Below are 19,054 nucleotides of genomic sequence, written 5' to 3'. Positions count from 1 at the left end.
CAAACTGTCTCGTTCGGATTCTAGTTCCTTTTAGGTCATTTTATTCCGTGAAAAGTTGGATCGGTTATTGCTCTATAGAGAAGTATGAAGCGTTTTATTTTAAATTTCCGATTTAAAACAATGCGCTTCAACCGGCACTGACTAGCGGTGACGAGTAGACAGGAATAAGAATGTTAAATAGTACACTTGAAGCATATTCTGAGAGCGCTTTTGCGGATCACAATGGTAAAGCACGACACGCGGCGATTAAAGGCACCGTGGAATTGTCGAATCTGATCCCACCAACGGTTTCTTACGAAAGCCGTGGCAATGTTGTGATCATTGGTGCAGAAGACACAATTACCGCATTAGCCGATCAATTTTCTGACTTGAACTCTGTAACCCTACTAGCCACAGAGAAAGCAGAAGCGACACAAAAACGTGACAACCTGTATTTTGCCGCGAATGTGACGGTAAGTGGTTACTTGGGTGCCTTCGATGTTAACTGTGAAGTTGAAGGCTCTCTGACTGCGGTTAATCTGGCGAAAGTGGCGATTGCGCGTCCTTGTTTTGACCTTGTGGTTGATATGACAGCAGAAGGCCTGATTGCGGTAGAAATTCCTGCACCGGGTTATTACGCCGTGGGGGCGGGTAAAGCGAAAGTGGCTGATGTGATTGAAGAGCTACCTGCTATGTTGGGTACGTTTGATAAGCCGAAGTATTTTCGTCTGAACCCAGATCTATGCGCGCATTCTTCTCGTGGTGTTCAAGGTTGTGACCGTTGTGTGGATGCTTGTCCTGCAGGGGCTCTGTCTAGTACCGGTCATTCTATTGAAATTAATCCTTACCTTTGCCAAGGCGTAGGGACGTGTGCGACAGCTTGTCCGACAGAAGCCATTACCTATGCGCTACCTGATCCGGAAAACACACAACATTTTGTGCATCGTTTACTGACCCGTTATTTGTCAGAGGGTGGGGAAGCGCCAACACTGCTTTTTTTTGGTAATCGTGACGAAGCTAAAGTGGCTCAGGTTCTGCCTACACTGCCTACGTCTGTCATTCCTGTTGCATTGGAAGAATTGGCAACGATCGGTATTGATACATGGTTTAGTGCATTGGCTTACGGTGCGCATCAGGTTCTGCTTGCAACGAATACGGCATACATTCCGGCAACCATTGATCGTGTTTTACGTGATGAATTGACCATTGCTCAAACCTTCCTAACGGAAATGGGTTATGACGCAGAGCGTATTGCATTGTTTAACTTTGCAGATGCTGAAACCTTTGCCGGTTTTGATGCGGCACTACTTCAAACTGCCGATCGTCTGGAAGGCAATAAGCGCGCAAAACTGTTTGCGGTACTTGATGCACTTTATGCAGAGGCGTCAGTGAAACCTGCACATTCTGCATTGTTAGACAATGCCCCTTACGGTGGCGTGGAATGTAAAACGGATGATTGTACGTTATGTATGAGTTGTGTGGCGGTTTGTCCAACGCGTGCATTGCATGCCATTGGTGATCGTCCAGGCCTGCTATTTGTTGAACAAGATTGTGTGCAATGCGGCATGTGTGAAAAAGCGTGTCCTGAAAAAGTCATTACCCTAAAACCAGGCCTGACTTGGGATGCGACTGCTCGTCAATCTGTACGTACTGTGCATGAAGAAGAAGCAGCATGTTGTACATCTTGTGGTAAGGCATTTGCGCCTGCATCCATGATTAAAATGCTGACTGAAAAGTTACAAGGTCACTCGCACTTCCAAGGAGAGGCACTGCGTCGTGTCGCTATGTGTGAAGATTGTCGTGTTCGCGACATTTTTACTCACCTTGCCGATGATCCTGAAAGTCAGTTGAAGATGTAGGAAAGCCATTATGGAACAGCAACAAATGAATGCTCAACAAGAAGAAATGTCACTGCGCGTCGATATCTACGCGATGCTTGCTCATCTTCTACGTCGCGCACCTAAGCAAGATGTGATCGATTGGCTTTCGACGCTAGATGTAGAGGCGAAACAACCGGCTACAACAGGTATGGCTGCGGCTTGGCCTGTATTGAAATTGGCGGCGCAGAAAACCTCTGTGATTGCCCTTGAAGAAGAATATCAAGACCTTTTCATTGGTATTGGTCGCGGCGAACTGGTTCCTTTTGGTTCGTGGTACCTGACCGGTTCTCTAATGGAAATGCCTTTGGCGCATCTGCGTCGTGATTTGGCGCAATTGGGTTTTGCCCGTGATGAGTCTGTGAAAGAACCTGAAGACCACATTGCTGCATTACTTGAAGTGATGGCAATGCTGGTGGAAGGCGGGGATATGCACGTGCAACGTACGTTCTTCAATCGTCATCTTGCCGCTTGGGTCGAACGTCTTTGCATGGACATGAAAACCGCAAAAAGTGCCGTGTTTTATAGTGCGGTCGGGGAAGTTGCCCTACAGTTCCTGACCATAGAAAAAACACGCTTCATGGAAGTGAACTAGAATCTGTCTAATTCACTTCGTGACAATGTAACTGTTTCTCAGCGTTAGGGTCGACGTTCGTGTTGACTCATAACATTTGATGAAAACGTAGCAAAAAAACATCCTGAACGCATGAAGTCATGTGAAAAATCAGGAGATACGATAAAGGAGCACGCTTTTATGAGTGAGCACAATAAACCCAATCAAAGCCGCCGCCAGTTGTTGAAAAACATTGGCCTTAGTGTGGCAGCTGGTGCTGTTGTGGCTGGTGTATCAACGGCTGTTCAAGCCCAAGAGACCCAGCCAGAAGAGAAGAAGAATGAAAAAACAACAGGCTATCGCGAAACGCAACACGTTCGCGATTACTACGAAACCTTGTAAGGCGGAGCTATAAATGAAACTGATTAAACGTTCCGACAACGTGAGCAAGGACGAAAACCAGCTAGGTATTACCCGTCGTTCCTTTATCCGAAACACGTCATTGGCTGCGGCTGGTGGTGTAGCGGGTGCAAGCATGTTTGCACCAGGTATGATGAAAAAAGCCGAAGCCGCATCGCAAGATGTGTATGACGCGCCAAAAGAAGTGAAGCGTACTATCTGTTCACACTGTTCAGTGGGCTGTGGTATCTACGCGGAAGTTCAAGACGGTGTCTGGACTCACCAGGAACCTGCTTTCGACCACCCTTTTAATGCTGGTGGACACTGTGCAAAAGGTGCGGCACTGCGCGAACACGGTCACGGCGAGCGTCGTGTAAAATACCCAATGAAGCTGGTTAACGGCAAGTGGCAGAAACTGAGCTGGGATCAGGCACTAACGGAAGTCAGCCAACAAGTGCTGAAAATCCGTGAAGAATCAGGCCCGGATTCCGTTTACTGGTTGGGTTCGGCGAAGCACAACAACGAACAAGCGTATTTGTTCCGTAAAATGGTGTCTCTTTGGGGTACCAACAACGTTGACCACCAGGCGCGTATCTGTCACTCAACCACAGTGGCCGGTGTAGCGAATACTTGGGGTTACGGTGCGATGACGAACTCGCTGAATGACATGCATAACTGTAAGTCTATGCTGTTCATCGGTTCAAACCCTGCAGAAGCGCACCCAGTGGCGATGCAGCACATCCTTATCGCGAAAGAGCGTAACAACTGTAAGATTGTGGTGGTAGACCCACGTCGTACACGTACTGCTGCGAAATCGGATCACTACGTATCACTGCGTCCGGGTTCTGACGTTGCCTTCATCTGGGGTGTGCTATTCCACATCTTCAATAACGGTTGGGAAGATAAAGAATTTATCCGCCAGCGTGTTTGGGGTATGGAAGAAGTTCGCGCAGAAGTGGCAAAGTGGACACCAGCAGAAGTTGAGCGCGTAACAGGCGTGCCAGAAGCTGATGTATACCAGACGGCGAAATTGTTGTCTGAAAACCGTCCTGGCTGTGTGGTTTGGTGTATGGGTGGTACTCAGCATACTACTGGTAACAACAACACACGTGCGTACTGTATCCTTGAGCTTGCACTAGGCAACATGGGTAAATCTGGCGGCGGTGCTAACATCTTCCGTGGTCACGATAACGTACAGGGTGCGACCGACTTCGGCGTATTGTCTGACAACCTACCAGGTTACTACGGCCTGTCTGAAGGTGCGTGGAAGCACTGGTCTAAAGTGTGGGATGTTGACTACGAATGGCTTAAAGGCCGTTTCGACCAGAACGAATACCGTGGCAAAAAGCCAATGTACAACGCAGGTATTCCGGTTTCTCGTTGGATCGATGGCGTGTTGGAAGACAAAGCGAACATCGAGCAGAACGACAACATCCGTGCCATGTTCTACTGGGGTCACGCAGTGAACTCCCAAACCCGTGGTACAGAAATGCGTACTGCGATGGGCAAACTAGACATGATGGTTATCGTTGACCCATACCCAGGTGTGGCAGCGGTAATGAACGGCCGTACTGATAACGTGTACCTGCTTCCAGCGACCACACAGTTTGAGACGACCGGTTCTGTAACAGCAACAAACCGTTCTATTCAGTGGCGTGATCAGGTTATCGAGCCGCTATTTGAATCTAAGCCTGACCACGAAATCATGTACCTGCTTGCGCAGAAACTGGGTCTTTCGGATCAGCTATTCAAGCACATCAACGTTGAAAATAATCAGCCAGTGATTGAAGACATCACGCGCGAATTCAACAAAGGTATGTGGACAATCGGTTACACCGGTCAGAGCCCTGAGCGTTTGAAAGAACACCAGAAGAACTGGCACATGTTTGACAACACGTCGCTAGAAGCGGTGGGTGGTCCTGTAAACGGTGAAACGTACGGTCTGCCTTGGCCATGTTGGGGTACGCCAGAGATGAAGCATCCTGGTACGCACATCCTTTACGATACGTCTAAGACGGTTGCACAGGGTGGTGGTAACTTCCGTGCACGTTTCGGTGTTGAGCGTAACGGTGAAAGCCTATTGGCTGACGACAGCTATTCATTGGGCTGTGAACTGGAAGACGGTTACCCAGAATTTACTGACAAGATGCTGAAGCAACTTGGTTGGTGGGATGACCTAACAGCAGAAGAAAAAGTCGCTGCTGAAGGTAAAAACTGGAAAACTGACTTGTCTGGCGGTATTCAGCGCGTAGCGATTAAGCACGGTTGTATTCCATTCGGTAACGCAAAAGCGCGTACTGTGGTTTGGACATTCCCGGATAAAGTGCCACTACACCGTGAGCCACTTTACACGCCACGTCGTGATCTATTGCCTGAATACCAGACGTGGAACGACAGCGAAGCGATGTTCCGTCTGCCAACACTGTACAAGTCTATTCAGGACAAAGACGTGTCTGGTGAATACCCAATTATCCTAACGTCTGGCCGTCTGGTTGAGTACGAAGGTGGTGGTGAAGAAACCCGTTCTAACCCATGGTTGGCTGAACTTCAGCGTGAAATGTTCGTTGAAATTAACCTGAAAGATGCGAACGACATTGGCATCCGCGATGGCGAAATGGTGTGGGTTGAAGGCGCAGAAAAAGGCCGCATTAAAGTGAAAGCGATGGTGACACCACGCGTTCAAGTGGGTCTTGCGTTTATTCCGTTCCACTTCGGTGGTTACTTCGAAGGTGAAAATCTTCATAGCCGTTACCCTGAAGGTTGTGCACCGTATGTTTTAGGTGAAGCTGCTAACACGGCAACCACCTACGGTTATGACCCGGTTACTCAGATGCAAGAAACAAAAGTAACCCTTTGTAAAATCACTAAAGCGTAAGGAGTCCTTAGATGGCACGTATGAAATTTCTTTGTGACTCTAAGCGTTGTATTGAATGCAATGGTTGTGTGACAGCTTGTAAAAACGCCAACGATGAAGCGCTAGAGTGGGGCATTCAGCGTCGTCGTGTGGTAACCCTGAATGACGGTCTACCAAACGAAAACTCTATCTCTGTGGCATGTATGCACTGTAGCGATGCGCCATGTATGGCGGTTTGTCCTGCAGATTGCTTCAGCCAAACTGAAGATGGCATTGTTCAACACGACAAAGATCTCTGCATCGGTTGTGGTTACTGCTTGTTTGCTTGTCCGTTCGGTGCGCCTCAGTTCCCGAAACAAACGGCGTTTGCTGAGCGTGGCAAAATGGACAAATGTACGTTCTGTTCTGGCGGTCCAAATACGGAACCGGGTTCAGAGAAAGAGCGTATGCTGTACGGCGCAAACCGTATCGCAGAAGGCAAGCTACCAATGTGTGCGTCTATGTGTTCAACCAAATCGCTACTCGCAGGTGATGCAGAGAAGATCTCTGACATTTTCCGTAAGCGTGTGGTTGCACGTGGTGCGAAGGAAGCCGGTTGGGCAACAACTGACGACTTAGCATACGACGCAACAAAAGGCAGCAAGGCTTAATAGCCATAACCGTCATCGGTGTTAAGTGTTGATTTTAACGCCGATGTATTCAGCCCGTGGCAGCTTGCTTCGGGCTGAATTGTAGATTGAGAAATACTGTTGAAAACAGTCGGGAGTTTTATGACTAAGCGAATTCAACATTGGTTTGCGATGCTGGTAACGGCATTGACGCTGACACTGTCGGTGTCAGCGTTTGCTAGCAATGAAAATGACGCAAACACGAATACTGAGCGCTTGGGTGAGTCTGTTGTGAAATCTGAAATGGCAGGTTTTGCAGGTGCTGACTATTGGCGCGCAGTGAAAGATGGTCAGCAAGGGTACACCACATCACCATCACCGGAACACGGTGTGTTGATCAGTGTGCCAGGGCAGACATGGTACATCTTGAAAGAGAAGTGGATGTCTCCACTGGGTGCATTGGCTATTTTTGGTAGCCTTGCGATGGTGGGCCTAGCGTATGTTGTCGTGGGTCCATTGAAGCTGAGCAAGCCAAAGACCGGCCGTAAGATCAAACGCTGGAGCCGTTTGGATCGTGCGTTGCACTGGAGTATGGCATTCACGTTCCTGACTCTGGCATTCAGTGGTTTAACCCTCGTTTACGGCAAGCACTTTATTAAGCCTGTTGTGCCTACAGAAGTATGGGGCTGGATTATCTATGCGGCGAAACAGTACCATAACTACATCGGTCCAATCTTCGGTATTTTGTTGATTGCGGTACTGGTGAAGTGGTGGCGTAAGAGCCTGTTCACTATGGTGGATATGAAGTGGTTCATGAAAATGGGCGGCATGGTCGGTAAGCATAAAGGTACCCATCCATCAGCAGGTTTCTCAAACGGTGGTGAGAAGGCGATTTTCTGGTTGCTTATCTTCTTTGGTATTTTTATCACCATCAGTGGCTTTATCCTAGACTTCCCAATCTTCGGCCAAACTCGTCGTGATATGGAACTGTCTAACTTGCTGCACATGTTCTCTGCACTGATCCTGATCTGTGGTTTCATCTTCCACATCTACATCGGTTTGTTCGGTATGGAAGCTGCACTGGATGGTATGATCACCGGTGAAGTTGACGAGACTTGGGCGAAAGAGCACCACGACCTATGGTACAACGAAGTGAAAGATCTTCCTGAAAACCAGCCAGGTTATGATGCAGCGCAAGAAGCCGATAAAAAAGGCGACACCACGCAGAATAATGCGTAAGCCTTAAACGAAGTATTGATAAACAGCAGTCCAATGGGCTGCTGTTTTTTTATGTGCGTATGCCTACATTAAGCCAACCTTAATGCACTATAATTAAAATTATCGCTGAATCAATGACCGTCATCATCCGCGATAATAATGACAGTATTTCAAAGAGAACTGAAAATAGGTCATTATTACCATACCTAGCGCACTATAATTTTAGTATTGTCATTGCTTATTAGACTAATGTCGTAAACAAGTGGTTATAACCACATGAAAATAATGGTATAAAATAAAGATACCGCTTATTTATGAAAGGACACGCGCATGCTATTTCCATATCGAAACATTGTCATTTTGACGGGAGCGGGGATTTCCGCTGAATCAGGTATCCAAACATTCCGTGATCAAGATGGCTTGTGGGAAAAGCACCGCATTGAAGATGTGGCGACGCCTGAAGGGTATCACCGTGATCCTGTCTTGGTGCAAAACTTCTATAATCTGCGTCGTCAGCAACTTGAAAGCGGTACAGTCTTCCCAAACGATGCACATAAAGCGTTAGCGCGTTTAGAAAAAGAGCTGGATGGTAAAGTCACTCTCGTGACGCAAAATATCGATAATCTGCATGAAGCTGCCGGTTCAGAGAATATCATCCACATGCATGGTGAATTATTAAAAGCACAATGCAGCTATACAGGGCAAGCCGTCGAATGGAGTGGGGATATTGCAATGGAAGATCAGTGCCATTGCTGCCAAATGCCGTCACCGATGCGTCCTAACGTGGTGTGGTTCGGTGAAATGCCAATCGGTATGGATCGCATTCACGATGCCTTGATGGAAGCGGATTTGTTCATTTCTATTGGGACGTCGGGGGCGGTGTACCCTGCGGCGGGTTTTGTTCATGAAGCCGCAATGCATGGTGCGCATACCATTGAATTGAATTTAGAACCGAGCGACGTACAAAGTGAATTTGCCGAAAAGCGTTATGGCCCTGCATCAGTGCTTGTTCCTGCCTTCGTGGATGAGTTGCTCAGCTAAATATATGTAAAGAACAAGTATCACAGTATTCATGACAATTTGAACCAACATGAAAAGTTAATTTTTTGTTGCGAATTTTGATTTCATTATTTTCTCCATTCGTTAGGGTTCTTCCCGAACAATATAGAAAGGATTAATTATGAAACGCAGTTTATTTATTTTGCTTGTTGCTGGTCTTGTCGGATGTGGTGGAAGCGGTGGTGATGGTGGAGACAGTAGTGGTAGCACAACTACGGGTTCATCCTCACGGGTTTTAGTGTCTGATGCTATTAGTATTAATGAGGATCAATATTACGCAATCGGCTTTAGCTTGAATAGAAATGCAGATGTAAAAACAACAGTTACTGTATTAGATGGTCCAGCAATTGAAGGTTTTTTGGTATCGGAACGAGAGTACAACGCTTGGGTCACGATGACACAAGGTAATCAGTTTACTAATGTAGACCTGAGGTACTATCCAGATCTGAGTATTTCACCTGTTGCTACCCATCACGAATCAAAGTGGGGTAGATTGGAGCAGGGAACCTATTATTTCATTCTTGAAAATACCGACTATGGTTCAACGTTGCCTCCAATTAACATGCTTAACGATAAAACCTTTGTTGAATACTCAATATCTGTTAAATAATTAGAAAAGCCACACTTGTTTGGTGTGGCTTTTTACTATGATCTTAAGCCATGTTTGGCGTGAAGTACTTCGCTTTCACTTGGTCATACACCCAGTTATAGATGATGGAGTAGACTAGGAAGAAAATCACAACCCCCAGATCCAAAATCAATACCGTCCAGAAGTCCATCTGCAGTGCCCACATCAACACCGGAATGGTAACCACCAAGAGTCCGCCTTCAAAGCCAAAACCGTGCGCGATACGCGTGCCGATGGTACGAGATAAACGATCAGCACCGAATATTTTATCAAAACCCAGGTTGTAGACATAGTTCCAGGCCATCGCAATAAGTGACAACGTAATGCCAATGCCGCCGATGACGGCTGGGTTTTTGTCTGTAAATAGGGATGCACCCAGCATAATGATGGTTAATGCAAACACTTCAAACAACACGGAATGTAAAATACGCTCTTTAATGGTCATAACGACTTACCACTCAATTGACTTAACGATGTTTCAAACAATGTGCGAAACGAAAAGTTCGCACTGAATCTATACGTGTAATGTATCTTTTTATATGATTATATCGAGTTAGTTATTGTCAGTTTTAGTGATGGGTAAAGTATCAGGATACGTAGATTCAATCACTTATAACGGAAGTGCGTATGTATAATTTAGATCAACTCAATATGTTTGTGCTCTCCGCCAAATTAGGCTCATTTTCGGCCTGTGCGCGACACATTGGAAAGGTGCAATCAGCGGTGAGTCAGGGCATTGCTAACTTAGAGGTGGATTTGAATGTAGAGTTGTTCGACAGGACAACGCGTAAACCGGTATTAACAGAGGCGGGGCGACATTTATTTCATTTTGCAGAAGCCGTTTTGCAGCAGACGAAAGAATTAGAGTGTGCATCTAACGCACTGACAAAACGCGAAGAGAGCCAACTGAGCATTGTGGTGGATGAAGCGTTGCAAGTTGACCGCCTATACCATATTGCAGAGACGTTCAGTGACACCTTCACCGCAACGTCACTTCATATTTTGACCGCATCTGGTATTGACGTCAGGGATAGAGTGCTCGAAGGCAACGCCTGTATTGGTGTGATGTTGTGTGACTTTGAGACGATCCGTGAGGCTGACGTTTGCTATATAGGGAACTTGGCATTTGTTCCTGTGGTGAACCATCAACATCCTCTTGCTGATTTATCATGTGTAGAACCGATGGACTTGATTCCCTATCGACAAATTTTGGCGCGCGGTCTTGAAGACGACCAAGCCCGTTATTTTCCGGTGGTGTCGCCACATGTTTGGCGGATAACTAATCAATACAGTATGATAAAAATGATTGAGCGAGGGTTAGGTTGGGGGTATCTGCCGCTACATTTGGTGTCAGATAAAATACAGGCGGGCACGTTGCTTACATTGCCGGTGTCGTTTGACCATAAAGATTGGTCAATTCCTGTCGAAGTCGTTACGGCAAAAAATGTGACACTGGGTCCTGCGGGAATGTGGTTAAAGCAAGCGTTAAAGGCGTTGTTGGATCCTATCATTTAATGGCGCACAATCAATGGCAGACAATGTGTTCGGTTGACGGCAATACGGGGCTGTTGCTCCGAAAGGGCACAGAAATGAAAAAAGCCTGATCAATGATCAGGCTTTTCTTTACCGTGAAGGAAGGGGGATTATTGGCCCGCTTTCAACTTCTGGTAGTACTCTTCGTAAAGAGGGTTTGCGTCGCCTACGCTGTTCTGCCATTCACCCGCGTCCATTACAGATTGTGGTGGGTAGATCATCGGGTCGTTCACAAATTCTTTCGGCAGCAATTTCTTCGCTGTTGCAACTGGCGTTGGGTAGCCAATTTCAAGTGCGATTTTCGCTGCGTTTTCTGGACGTAGAAGGAAATCGATCATCTTGTGTGCCGCGTCGATGTTCTTCGCGTCTTTAGGGATCGCAATGCTATCCATCCAGAAAATCGCGCCTTCTTCAGGCCATACGATATCAATTGGCGCACCTTCTTGGCGAGCCATGTAGGCTGAACCATTCCACAGCATACCCAGTGACGTTTCACCGGCCATGTATGGGTTAGCAGGGTAGTCAGAGTTGAATACCAATACGTTTGGCATCAGTTTTTTCAGCTCTTCATAAGCCGCTTTGATTTGTGCTGGATCTTTAGTATTAGCAGAGTAACCTAGTTTGCGCAGGGCAATGTGGAAGAACTCACGTGCGTCATCCATCATCATCAACTGGCCTTCCCATTTAGGATCCCAGAAGTCAGCCCATTTAGACACTTGTGCTTTGTTCATCATATCAGTGTTTACACCGATACCCGTCGCACCCCAAATGTAAGGGATAGAGTAGTCGTTTGTTGGGTCAAACGGCTTGTGTAGGAAGTTTGGATCGATGTCATCAAAATGAGAAAGCTTTGATTTATCAATCTTCTGAAGCATGTTCTCTTCACGCATTTTTGATACATAATACGTTGAAGGTACAATCAGGTCGTAACCGCCGCCATGCGTTTTCAGCTTAGCGTACATGGTTTCATTCGATTCATAAGTCGAATAAATGACTTTAATGCCCGTTTCTTTCGTGAACTCTTCCAGTACATCATTTGGGATATACTCAGACCAGTTGTAGAAATATAACTCGTTGTCTGCGGCTGTCGCAATGCTTGAAAACATTGCCATAGCACACATACCGCCGGCCATCAAAGAAGACCATTTTTTCATTTTTAACGCTCCTAACAAACAGGGATTTTGAGAGTGTTCTCTAGCGGTTTTTTACCGCTTCTCCTACATAATAAAAGGAAACAGAAACTTAGCGCTTCTATTTCCGGACGGGTGATAACTTGTGTAAGTCAGCACTATTATAGCAGGGTATCAACAAGTTATGACAAACAATAATTGGATTTGTCATGTTTTGTACAATATCGTTTTGTATATGCTCATATAATGCCCGATTTTATCTTGCTGAAATATTCATTAGCAGGTGCTTTACCTGTGAAGATGTTTTAGTTGTAGTGAATCCCTTTATATATTCAACGCGATATATCCAACGTGAATAAGAAAATAGATTCAAATGATGGCGTTCAAAGAGGTTAGGATTTGAGGCAAGCATATAGGTGGGTCAGTGATACACAAAGGGCGGCGAGCAGAACAGTGGGATAGTCACGAATGTGTGAGAAAACAGAGGGGTCGTATGAGAAAAATGGACGTAACCGATTTTGTTGCCAGGATCAAAAAAGCAGCTCCGAAGAGCTGCTTTTTAGGATGAAAATTACTGACCGGCTTTAAGCTCTAGGAAGTAGTTTTCGTAGCGGATGCTCATGTCACCCACTGAATCCTGCCATTCACCACGGTCAAGATCAGCTTGAGGTGGGAATAGAGTTGGGTCGTCTTTGTACTTCGCGTTTGATTTCTCAACCGCAGTTAGGTAACCCGTTTCTTCAGAAATTTTTGCTGCAACGTCAGGACGAAGTAGGAAGTCGATCATCTTGTGTGCCGCTTCTACGTTCTTTGCGTTTTTAGCAATAGCTAGGCTATCTACCCAGAAGATACCGCCTTCTTTTGGCCATACTAGCTCAATAGGAAGACCTTCTTTCTGTGCAGCAGCAGCAGAACCGTTCCAAAGCATACCTAGGCCAACTTCACCAGCAAGGTAAGGGGCAGCAGGGTTGTCTGAGTTGAATACAAGCACGTTAGGCATTAGCTTTTTAAGCTCTTCGCGTGCTTCGTCAATCTGCTTAGGATCCGTTGTGTTACCTGAGTAACCAAGCTTACGTAGTGCGATGTGGAACACTTCACGGGTGTCGTCCATCAACATTAGCTGGCCTTTAAGCTCAGGGTTCCATAGGTCTGCCCAGCTGTCGAAATCTGCAGGGTCGTACATGTCAGTGTTGACTGCAAGACCTGTCATTGCGATTACGTGCGGGATAGAGTAGTCATTATTTGGGTCGAAAGGCTTGTCCAGATAATTCTTATCAAGTTCTTTAAAGTTAGTTAGCTTTGATTTGTCGATTTTCTGTAACATGCCTTCATCGCGCATTTTTGCAACGAAGTAAGTTGATGGCACAACGAGGTCATAACCTTTTGGGTGAGCCTTTAACTTAGCGTACATAGTCTCGTTCGACTCGTAAGTCGAATAAATCACTTTAATACCCGTTTCTTTAGTGAACTGCTCACGTAGCTCCGTAGAAATGTACGGACCCCAGTTCATGAAAACTAATTCTTCATCTGCTGCGTTTGCAGTAGTGGTGAACATTGCTGCAGCCATTGCAGTACCGGTTAGAAAAGCGGACCATTTCTTCATTATTTTATCTTCTCCAAAACCCTTTTAGGGTATGTATACAAAACAAGTGGCCCAAAGGGGCCACTTGCTCATTTTTTGGCATAAAGCCAATTTTTTAAAGCCTGAGCCTTATTTGGTCTTATCTCGCGCGATAAGCTGCGAAGATACTACCATTACCAGAGAAACAATTAGCATAATTGTAGCCAATGCATTCACTTCTGGCGAGATACCAACTTTAACCATTGAGTAAATCTTCAACGGTAAGATTTCGTAGCTAGGGCCTGTCACGAATGAACTCACGATCACGTCGTCCAGTGATAGGGTAAAACTCAACAACCAGCCTGCGAATACAGCAGGTTTTGCCAATGGCAAAATGATTTGTTTTAGAATGACCCACTCACTTGCGCCCAGGTCACGTGCTGCTTCAAGCATCTTCACATCAAAGCCTTTTAGTCGGCTATATACTGTTACCACAACGAAGGGTAGACAGAAGGTAATGTGTGCAAGTAGCAGTGACAAGAAACCAAGCTCTGCACCCACAAGGATGAACAGGGCAAGCAATGAAATAGCCATAACAATGTCAGGAGACATCATTACAACGAACAACATACCGTTTACGAACTTCTTGCCACGGAACTGGTAGCGGAAGAGGGCAACAGCCGTCAGGCTACCAATAATCGCAGCAGCGGTTGCTGAGAAAACGGCAATATTCAACGAGTGCCATGCTGCTTGCATCAAACTGTCATTGCTCATAAGTTGGTGATACCACTTCGTGGTAAAACCACCCCATTTCATACCAAACTTGCTGGCATTGAATGAGTTAATGATCAGAATGATAATCGGTGTATAAAGGAAGGCATACACCACAGTCATAAAACTGAATTTAAATACGCGTCCCATTATTCCAGCTCCACTTTTCGGTTGAGCAACTTACCTGCACGGTAGTAGGCATAAAGCATCACTGCCATTGCCATTGTCAGCGCGATACTTGTCGCTGCACCAAACGGCCAATCTCGAGCATTAAGCACCTGACTCTTGATAACGTTACCGATCAGTAGGTTTTTCGCGCCACCTAGCAGGTCAGACACGTAGAACATGCCCAATGCAGGAAGTAGTACCAACAAACAGCCCGCAATAATACCAGGCATTGTCAGTGGGAAAATCACCTTCACAAATGTCTGGAACTTATTCGCACCAAGGTCTTTCGCCGCTTCAATATAGTTGTGATCCAATTTCTCGATCGCAGAGTAAAGCGGTAGCACCATAAACGGTAGCAAGATATAAACCAGGCCGATCATTACCGCGTATTCGGTGTACATAATACGCAGCGGCTTGTCGATAATGTCTAGGTACATCAGGGTATTGTTAAGAATACCGCGTGTACCCAACATGATTTTCAAACCGTAAGTACGGATCAGTGAGTTGGTCCAAAATGGTACGATGACCAAAAACAACATAAACGGACGCCATTTTTCAGGCATCTTGGCAATCGCGTAGGCAAAGGGGTAACCAATCAACAAACAGAGTAGGGTAGCCACCAGCGCCATGTAGAACGAGTGCCACATTACCTTCGCATAAAGCGGGTCGAACAACCGGATGTAGTTGTCCAAGGTAAAGGTCATTTCGATCAGGTTTGCATCATCTCGGGTCAGAAAACTGGTTCCGATGATCATCAAGTTTGGAATGAAGACAAACAGCAACAACCAACTTACGATGACAGTAATGATGATGTTTTGAAGATTAAGCTTCTTGTTCATCTGCAAGTACCACTTCCCAACTTTCAACCCAAGTAATGGCAACTTTCTGATCCAGAGAGTGGTCTACATCAGGATCATCTTCGTTGAAGAATTCGCTAACCATTACCGGTGCACCTGATTCCAGTTCTACAACTGAATCCAATGTCATACCTTTATAGGTACGCTCACGAATGTAACCAACAATGCCATGTGCTTCTTCGCCATTGTTAATTTCTTCGATACGGATATCTTCAGGGCGCAGTAACACTTTCACTTTGTCGCCAGGTTTCACGTCCAACTTACAGTGGATCATGGAATGACGACCTTCAACGTTAGCGAGCACGCGGTTTTCATCAAGGCGTTCTTTCACTTCCGCGTCAAACACATTGATTTCACCGATGAAGCGAGCAACGAACAAGTTTGCCGGCTCTTCGTAAATTTCACGCGGGCTACCGTCCTGTTCGATGTTACCTGAACGCATAACGATAATGCGGTCTGACATCGAAAGGGCTTCTTCCTGATCGTGAGTAACGAAGATGAAAGTAATGCCAAGCTTACGTTGTAGCTGTTTCAGCTCGATTTGCATCTGCTTACGCAGTTTGTAATCCAGTGCTGATAACGATTCATCAAGCAACAATACTTTTGGCTTGTTGACAACGGCACGAGCGATTGCGACACGCTGCTGTTGACCGCCAGAAAGTTGGTGTGGTTGGCGAGGAGCAAATTGCTCCAGCTGTACCATACGCAAAGCTTCCATAACGCGAGGTTCAATCTCGCTTTCGGCCACTTTTTGCATACGAAGACCAAATGCAACGTTCTCATACACTGTCATATGCGGGAAAAGTGCATAACTTTGGAAGACAGTATTGACATTACGTTGCTCGGCGGGAATGTCTGTCACATCCTTGCCAGCAATAACAACGTTACCTTCGTCGGCGTTTTCAAAACCGGCAATAAGGCGTAAGACAGTTGTTTTACCACAACCAGAAGGACCCAAGATGGTAAGGAATTCACCATCGTTAACATTCAGATCGAGACCAGTGATAATTTGCTTACCATCGAAGCTTTTGCTCAGCCCTTTAAGCTGAATCACCGGTGCTTTAGTAGTTTCTGCAGCGTTCAATTCTACGTGATCTCCACCCAGGGGTTTCATAGGTAATCCCCCCAACTATGAGTATGAATTTAGGGGGCGCATAATAGTCCCCTAAACGTGTAAATTAAAGCGTTTTTTTTCAATTTTTAAGATCAAATTATTACAAGCATCGCGATGTTATAATAAATACAATACGTAACACTTGAAATGCGCACAAAAATGCTTTTAAATCAAGATTAAAGCTTAATTATAGTCGTTGGTTGAACATTAATCATAGTGCAATAATTAGAATGTTATTTTACCAGTATGTTTTTTCATACTATGGTGACTGATCCCATCATTCCGCTGCACTATTTCTATATCCTGTCTACCTAGCGTACAATCAACCTTATCAATGTATAAAATTTAGCGAAAAACAGATGAATAACAAAACATTCCATGTGGGCGGCTCGATTGAGAAGGCCCTGAAAGGTAAAAGTGAACTGCAACCGGTTACTGTGCTACAAGAGGCGTGGCGTACTACAGCAAAAAACTTTGTCTCTTTTTTACCAGCACTTGTTATCGTTTATACTCTACATATAGCTTTGCTTCAGTTTGTATTCAACCTGCAAGGGGGGGGGCAACTGTCTGTTGGGGACATGTTCTTCAATGAAAGTGAAGCCGTGAGAACCAGTGCTGCAATGGCACTTAATTGGGCATCCATGTGGTCAAGTGTTGTAACTGCGCCGCTTTATGCTGGAATTGCATTGATGACACTTAATTTTGCAGTAGGGTTGCCAAGTAAGGTTTCCCACTTGATGAAAGGTATGTCATTCAGCCTTGTTGCGATTGTTACGGAAGTCATGACAATTGTTTTACTCATCCTTGCAAGTCAAATTTTCCCGCCATTAGGTTTATTACTGCCTATGTTCTTTGGCATGGCTATCATCCTTATTTGCGAAAAGCGCTTGTCACCCGTGAAAGCCATTCAATATTCATTCATGGCGACATTGCGCAATTTCGTGCCAATTTTAGCGATCTATCTTGCCATAGTGGTCATGGGTATTATTTCATTGCTACCAATGGGACTTGGTTTGATTTGGACCGTTCCGTTCTATTTTAATGCAAAAGCGATCATCTATCGCAATCTATTCGGTGTGACACTGCAAGTCACTACCGTTGAGAAAGGGGAAGATGATAATAATACTAACGATAAAGAGGACCCTCAGGTATTTAACGCGTGATAAGAAAAACAATAAATAATAAAGCAATTGCCATCGTAGCATTGCTCAGCGGCTTGACCGCTTGTGGGGAAAACCCAGACTCAACAACAGACAATGACACCGCAGCCAGCTATGCCCAGAAAGTGAGACCTGACTTCTCGGCATTTCAGGATGTAAAAGAGAAAAAAGCGGCTTTCTTTAATTACTTAAGACCGGCTGTTATTCATGAGAATCAGCGTGTTGAGCGAGAGCGTACGTTCTTGATCGCGTTGCAAGAGAAAATGAATGCTGCTGCGTTGATTGCTGGCGATGATCATGAATACGCCGTAAAACTAGGTAATGTGTATAAACAGCCTCTTATGGATGACACTGTCACAATGGATTGGTTGTCTATTATGCTCAACCGTGTAGATGTTCTGCCTGAATCCTTGGTGCTTAGCCAAGCCGCGAATGAATCAGGCTGGGGCACGTCACGCTTTGCCGTCCAGGGTAATAACTATTTTGGTCAATGGTGTTATCGTAAAGGCTGCGGGTTAATACCGAATGCCCGTAATGCAGGGGCCGCCCATGAAGTGGCGATTTTTGAAACGCCATACTTGGCAGTACAAGGGTATTTTATGAATGTGAATACGCACCGTGCCTACCAAGAATTACGTGATATTCGTACTGCATTGCGTGTGGAAAACAAGCCGGTCGACGGCACAACATTGGCGAAAGGATTAACCCAATATTCAGAACGCGGTCATGCGTACGTAGAAGAGATTCAGGCCATGATCCGACATAACAATCAATACTGGCTCCAAGGATAAAGGATGAAGTTACCCCATTGGTTTCTGGCTGGTTTAGTCGCAAGTACCTCGTTGTATGCAAGCGCAGCGTTAGCGCAAAATATTGATATGCGCTACAGCACCTTGTTTAGCAAACTGAAACAAAACGTGGAGGAAGGCCATGATGACGTCAAGGTGGCTTTCTTCTTGCTCGACCAGCGTGATGGCAGCGTATGTGATGTACATAAAGGCTGGATGCGTAAAGATGAACATTATGAAGCGTTGATCATCCCGGAAAGCAATGAGCTTGATATACCGGTAGATAGCAATTTGCGCCAAGCGAATCCGGATGTGACGTTTGTGATTGATGAGGGGATTACTTGTGATGTTTCTATGCAGGTGATTGCCCGTGATCATTTTGATACGTCAATCACGCAGGCGGATGTGGCAAGGCTCACGCCACAAATGCAGGTGATATTGTCTGATCTTGGCGGGATGTTCTCCGACTGGTTCATGCCAGAGGTGGAAGGGGTGGTTGTTCATCTTTCTTCTGAACTGGTAGACCCAATTCAACTCACCAATGGGACTGTCGTGACAGTAGCAGATAAGAAAGCGGTATTGAAACTGGTTGATCTCGCAATAGCTGAGAAAGTGGATTTTCCGGTTTCTATTGTGAAAGTCACGCCTTGGTTACCTCGCGACTGATCGTTGTCTGTATTGCACGATATAAAAATCAAACCCGAGCCTCTCTCGGGTTTTTTATTACCTAAAATAGCCATTGTTAATACCTGTCTATTTTTTGCGCAAGATGTAACAAATAATGATTCACCGCAATT

General features: G+C 45.5%; 18 protein-coding genes. 12 read left to right on the top strand and 6 right to left on the bottom strand.

Annotation, left to right across the window (positions count from 1 at the left end; all coding sequences use genetic code 11):
• Positions 1-170: 170 nt before the first annotated feature.
• The 8 genes from L4C36_RS09105 (at position 171) to L4C36_RS09070 (ending at position 9,157) form a co-directional block, all read left to right on the top strand.
• Complete coding sequence (locus L4C36_RS09105) at positions 171-1,838, top strand: 4Fe-4S dicluster domain-containing protein (RefSeq protein WP_428477492.1); 1,668 nt, start codon at positions 171-173, stop codon at positions 1,836-1,838.
• 10 nt (positions 1,839-1,848) lie between these two features.
• Entirely contained in the window at positions 1,849-2,451 is a 603-nt protein-coding gene (locus L4C36_RS09100) for a TorD/DmsD family molecular chaperone (protein ID WP_428477491.1), read from the top strand.
• Positions 2,452-2,610: 159 nt separating this feature from the next.
• On the top strand, positions 2,611-2,811 hold the full coding sequence (locus tag L4C36_RS09095; protein WP_428477490.1) for a twin-arginine translocation signal domain-containing protein: 201 nt from the start codon (positions 2,611-2,613) through the stop codon (positions 2,809-2,811).
• Positions 2,812-2,824: 13 nt separating this feature from the next.
• Complete coding sequence (locus L4C36_RS09090; RefSeq protein ID WP_428477489.1) at positions 2,825-5,683, top strand: formate dehydrogenase subunit alpha; 2,859 nt, start codon at positions 2,825-2,827, stop codon at positions 5,681-5,683.
• An 11-nt stretch (positions 5,684-5,694) separates the two neighbouring features.
• Positions 5,695-6,312 carry a formate dehydrogenase FDH3 subunit beta gene (fdh3B, locus tag L4C36_RS09085; RefSeq protein WP_428477488.1) on the top strand — a complete coding sequence of 206 codons (618 nt, stop codon included), beginning with the start codon at positions 5,695-5,697 and terminating at the stop codon, positions 6,310-6,312.
• Between the two features lie 120 nt (positions 6,313-6,432).
• Positions 6,433-7,509, top strand: coding sequence for a formate dehydrogenase subunit gamma (locus tag L4C36_RS09080; protein WP_428477487.1), 1,077 nt, complete (start codon positions 6,433-6,435; stop codon positions 7,507-7,509).
• Between the two features lie 309 nt (positions 7,510-7,818).
• Positions 7,819-8,529: a Sir2 family NAD+-dependent deacetylase gene (gene cobB / locus L4C36_RS09075; protein ID WP_428477486.1), complete on the top strand. Its 711-nt coding sequence runs from the start codon at positions 7,819-7,821 to the stop codon at positions 8,527-8,529.
• Positions 8,530-8,668: 139 nt separating this feature from the next.
• On the top strand, positions 8,669-9,157 hold the full coding sequence (locus L4C36_RS09070; RefSeq protein WP_428477485.1) for a hypothetical protein: 489 nt from the start codon (positions 8,669-8,671) through the stop codon (positions 9,155-9,157).
• A 43-nt stretch (positions 9,158-9,200) separates the two neighbouring features.
• Here L4C36_RS09070 and L4C36_RS09065 read toward each other — a convergent pair whose 3' ends face one another.
• On the bottom strand, positions 9,201-9,620 hold the full coding sequence (locus L4C36_RS09065; RefSeq protein WP_428477484.1) for a PACE efflux transporter: 420 nt from the start codon (positions 9,618-9,620) through the stop codon (positions 9,201-9,203).
• Positions 9,621-9,802: 182 nt separating this feature from the next.
• On the opposite strand from L4C36_RS09065, the gene L4C36_RS09060 reads away from it, so the two are divergent.
• Entirely contained in the window at positions 9,803-10,690 is an 888-nt protein-coding gene (locus tag L4C36_RS09060; protein WP_428477483.1) for a LysR family transcriptional regulator, read from the top strand.
• Between the two features lie 128 nt (positions 10,691-10,818).
• Here the strand turns inward: L4C36_RS09060 and L4C36_RS09055 are convergent, their stop codons facing one another.
• From L4C36_RS09055 to potA, 5 genes are all read right to left on the bottom strand, one after another.
• Positions 10,819-11,862, bottom strand: coding sequence for an extracellular solute-binding protein (locus tag L4C36_RS09055; RefSeq protein WP_428477482.1), 1,044 nt, complete (start codon positions 11,860-11,862; stop codon positions 10,819-10,821).
• A 547-nt stretch (positions 11,863-12,409) separates the two neighbouring features.
• Positions 12,410-13,441: an extracellular solute-binding protein gene (locus tag L4C36_RS09050; protein WP_428477481.1), complete on the bottom strand. Its 1,032-nt coding sequence runs from the start codon at positions 13,439-13,441 to the stop codon at positions 12,410-12,412.
• Between the two features lie 108 nt (positions 13,442-13,549).
• Complete coding sequence (gene potC, locus L4C36_RS09045) at positions 13,550-14,320, bottom strand: spermidine/putrescine ABC transporter permease PotC (RefSeq protein ID WP_428477480.1); 771 nt, start codon at positions 14,318-14,320, stop codon at positions 13,550-13,552.
• Positions 14,320-15,177: a spermidine/putrescine ABC transporter permease PotB gene (gene potB, locus L4C36_RS09040; RefSeq protein WP_428477479.1), complete on the bottom strand. Its 858-nt coding sequence runs from the start codon at positions 15,175-15,177 to the stop codon at positions 14,320-14,322. The genes potC and potB overlap by 1 nt, the downstream gene beginning before the upstream one ends.
• Entirely contained in the window at positions 15,161-16,279 is a 1,119-nt protein-coding gene (potA, locus tag L4C36_RS09035; RefSeq protein ID WP_428477533.1) for a spermidine/putrescine ABC transporter ATP-binding protein PotA, read from the bottom strand. Before potA ends, potB begins: the two co-directional genes overlap by 17 nt.
• A 389-nt stretch (positions 16,280-16,668) precedes the next feature.
• Between potA and L4C36_RS09030 the strand changes: the two genes are divergently transcribed.
• The 3 genes from L4C36_RS09030 to L4C36_RS09020 are packed head-to-tail and all read left to right on the top strand — an operon-like array spanning position 16,669 to position 18,923.
• Positions 16,669-17,472: a hypothetical protein gene (locus L4C36_RS09030; RefSeq protein WP_428477478.1), complete on the top strand. Its 804-nt coding sequence runs from the start codon at positions 16,669-16,671 to the stop codon at positions 17,470-17,472.
• Positions 17,469-18,260 (top strand): glucosaminidase domain-containing protein, encoded by a 792-nt coding sequence (locus L4C36_RS09025; protein WP_428477477.1) that lies wholly within the window; start codon positions 17,469-17,471, stop codon positions 18,258-18,260. The genes L4C36_RS09030 and L4C36_RS09025 overlap by 4 nt, the downstream gene beginning before the upstream one ends.
• Before the next feature lie 3 nt (positions 18,261-18,263).
• Positions 18,264-18,923 carry a DUF2987 domain-containing protein gene (locus tag L4C36_RS09020; protein WP_428477476.1) on the top strand — a complete coding sequence of 220 codons (660 nt, stop codon included), beginning with the start codon at positions 18,264-18,266 and terminating at the stop codon, positions 18,921-18,923.
• The last annotated feature ends 131 nt before the right edge of the window (positions 18,924-19,054 follow it).

It is taken from the genome of Photobacterium japonica (assembly GCF_050337005.1).
GTDB classification, from domain to species: Bacteria; Pseudomonadota; Gammaproteobacteria; order Enterobacterales; family Vibrionaceae; genus Photobacterium; species Photobacterium japonica.
The sequence above is the reverse complement of the archived record's forward strand: the minus strand, read 5'-3'. Positions and strand labels throughout refer to the sequence as shown.

Excerpts from the sequence above, each read along its gene's own strand:
- L4C36_RS09105 (WP_428477492.1), top strand. The coding sequence starts at position 171 with ATGTTAAATAGTACACTTGAAGCATATTCTGAGAGCGCTTTTGCGGAT.
- L4C36_RS09100 (WP_428477491.1), top strand. The coding sequence starts at position 1,849 with ATGGAACAGCAACAAATGAATGCTCAACAAGAAGAAATGTCACTGCGC.
- L4C36_RS09095 (WP_428477490.1), top strand. The coding sequence starts at position 2,611 with ATGAGTGAGCACAATAAACCCAATCAAAGCCGCCGCCAGTTGTTGAAA.
- L4C36_RS09090 (WP_428477489.1), top strand. The coding sequence starts at position 2,825 with ATGAAACTGATTAAACGTTCCGACAACGTGAGCAAGGACGAAAACCAG.
- fdh3B (WP_428477488.1), top strand. The coding sequence starts at position 5,695 with ATGGCACGTATGAAATTTCTTTGTGACTCTAAGCGTTGTATTGAATGC.
- L4C36_RS09080 (WP_428477487.1), top strand. The coding sequence starts at position 6,433 with ATGACTAAGCGAATTCAACATTGGTTTGCGATGCTGGTAACGGCATTG.
- cobB (WP_428477486.1), top strand. The coding sequence starts at position 7,819 with ATGCTATTTCCATATCGAAACATTGTCATTTTGACGGGAGCGGGGATT.
- L4C36_RS09070 (WP_428477485.1), top strand. The coding sequence starts at position 8,669 with ATGAAACGCAGTTTATTTATTTTGCTTGTTGCTGGTCTTGTCGGATGT.
- L4C36_RS09065 (WP_428477484.1), bottom strand. The coding sequence starts at position 9,620 with ATGACCATTAAAGAGCGTATTTTACATTCCGTGTTGTTTGAAGTGTTT.
- L4C36_RS09060 (WP_428477483.1), top strand. The coding sequence starts at position 9,803 with ATGTATAATTTAGATCAACTCAATATGTTTGTGCTCTCCGCCAAATTA.
- L4C36_RS09055 (WP_428477482.1), bottom strand. The coding sequence starts at position 11,862 with ATGAAAAAATGGTCTTCTTTGATGGCCGGCGGTATGTGTGCTATGGCA.
- L4C36_RS09050 (WP_428477481.1), bottom strand. The coding sequence starts at position 13,441 with ATGAAGAAATGGTCCGCTTTTCTAACCGGTACTGCAATGGCTGCAGCA.
- potC (WP_428477480.1), bottom strand. The coding sequence starts at position 14,320 with ATGGGACGCGTATTTAAATTCAGTTTTATGACTGTGGTGTATGCCTTC.
- potB (WP_428477479.1), bottom strand. The coding sequence starts at position 15,177 with ATGAACAAGAAGCTTAATCTTCAAAACATCATCATTACTGTCATCGTA.
- L4C36_RS09030 (WP_428477478.1), top strand. The coding sequence starts at position 16,669 with ATGAATAACAAAACATTCCATGTGGGCGGCTCGATTGAGAAGGCCCTG.
- L4C36_RS09020 (WP_428477476.1), top strand. The coding sequence starts at position 18,264 with ATGAAGTTACCCCATTGGTTTCTGGCTGGTTTAGTCGCAAGTACCTCG.